This window comes from Phenylobacterium sp., assembly GCF_036402295.1.
Classification (GTDB): domain Bacteria; phylum Pseudomonadota; class Alphaproteobacteria; order Caulobacterales; family Caulobacteraceae; genus Phenylobacterium.
Map to the genome: position 1 here is coordinate 1 of NZ_DASWTE010000416.1, position 1,640 is coordinate 1,640.

3 protein-coding genes are annotated in these 1,640 nt (G+C 67.7%); 2 read left to right on the plus strand and 1 reads right to left on the minus strand.

Annotated features, from left to right (window positions below):
- Positions 1-384: aldehyde dehydrogenase family protein (locus VGD44_RS24120; protein WP_331090926.1), on the plus strand; the 384-nt coding region annotated here is incomplete at its 5' end.
- A 101-nt stretch (positions 385-485) separates the two neighbouring features.
- Here the strand turns inward: VGD44_RS24120 and VGD44_RS24125 are convergent.
- Positions 486-1,295 carry a hypothetical protein gene (locus tag VGD44_RS24125; protein WP_331090927.1) on the minus strand — a complete coding sequence of 270 codons (810 nt, stop codon included), beginning with the start codon at positions 1,293-1,295 and terminating at the stop codon, positions 486-488.
- Between the two features lie 131 nt (positions 1,296-1,426).
- Here VGD44_RS24125 and VGD44_RS24130 point away from each other — a divergent pair.
- The coding region (locus tag VGD44_RS24130; protein WP_331090928.1) for a hypothetical protein at positions 1,427-1,640 on the plus strand (214 nt) is incomplete at its 3' end.

Below are 1,640 nucleotides of genomic sequence, written 5' to 3' on the forward strand. Positions count from 1 at the left end.
GGCCTGGACAAGGGCTACTATGTGAAGCCCACGGTGTTCGCGAACGTGAACAACGAGATGACCATCGCCAAGGAAGAGATCTTCGGCCCGGTGCTGTCGATCCTCGGCTACGACACGGTCGAGCAGGCCATCGAAATCGGCAACGACACCGAGTACGGCCTCGCCGCCTACGTCCAGTCGGGCGACCTCGAGAAGGCCCGCAAGGTGGCGGCCAAGCTGCGCGCCGGCCAGGTGTCGATCAACGGCGGCGGCGGCGACATGACCGCCCCGTTCGGCGGCTACAAGATGAGCGGCAACGGGCGCGAGTGGGGCGACTACGCCTTCCACGAGTTCCTGGAGACCAAGGCCATGCTCGGCTACGCGCCGAAGCCGGCCGCGGAGTAAGCAGACAACAAAAGGGCCGCCCTCGGGCGGCCCTTTTTCGTTGGCCCCTCTCCCAGGCGCGGAGCGCCGGGGGAGGGGGCGGCGCGGAGCCCGATACCCCACTATCGCTGGACCGGGGGCCGCAACTCCAGCCGTTCGAACGGCATCACGCCAAACCGCGTCAGCCGCTCGCGCGCCTGATCGGCGTATCGGTGCGCAAACGCTTCCCGCTCGTCCTTGGGCCGCTGGAAATAGGCCTCGCACAGGGAGTCGAAGTCACCGCCACGTTCCGATGGCCGCTCGACCTTGCTGAGCCATTCGACCCAGTGCCCGATTTCATGGAGCAGCGTCCGGTAGAGCTGCGTCGCGCGCGCCGCCTCTGGGGGTGTCGAGAACACGTGCTGGCGGCCGATTCGCTCGACGACGTGCCCATCCGCCTTCAGGCGCTCCAACTCGGCCTGGTCGTCCGGATCGAGCGAGCTGGGCCACCTGCGCTTGGCCTTGCAGTCCACCGCTTCCAGGATCACGGCGGGCCCTATCCGTTTCGCCGCGCGCCCCGGAACGCCCAGGTCGGCGCTGTAGAGCAGCCGGCCCCAGGCCGGGCGAAGCGTCCTCTGCTTTCGCGTGGACTGGCGGAGCACGAAGGTGTCCAGGCCCTCCCAGTCGGCCGCGGGCAGGTGAGCGAGCACATGCCGGACGTCGTCCACCGAGCAGGCGTGAAAGCACCCGCCGCTGGTCTCCTCGACGATGAAGATGATCTCCCGGCCGCCGACGACCCGCTGGATCTGCTGGTGCCGGCCCAGCCGTTCCGTCCACCTCCGCGAGCAGTTCACCAGCTCGGGAATGACGAGGCGGTTGTCCTGTCCGTGGCCCTGCTTCGCCGTCCCGATGTTTCGATTTCGTCGGAGGGGATTGAACCCGGCGCGCGCCATTCTGCTGAAGCTAGGGTTGTCGCGCGAAGGGGGCAACTGGGGACCACAGGCTCCTCTTGACAGTCATGGCTAGATGTTCTACATTTGTTCTAATGTCGCCCGAGGCCGCCCGCACCGTTCGCGAGCTCCAGATGCTGGAGGGGCTGGTCGACTGCGCCTATGGGCTGGCGACGACATTCGCCGCGGCGGCGAAGGCCGAAGCCGACACCAAACACAGCCTCGAACTCCTCGAGGGCTTCCATAAGAGCGCACTCGCCGTCCGGATGGGCATCCGCCTGTGCATGACCCTGCGCGCGCCGCCGAAGGCCGCGCCCACGGTAGCCGTGGCGCGAGCGGAAGCTCTCG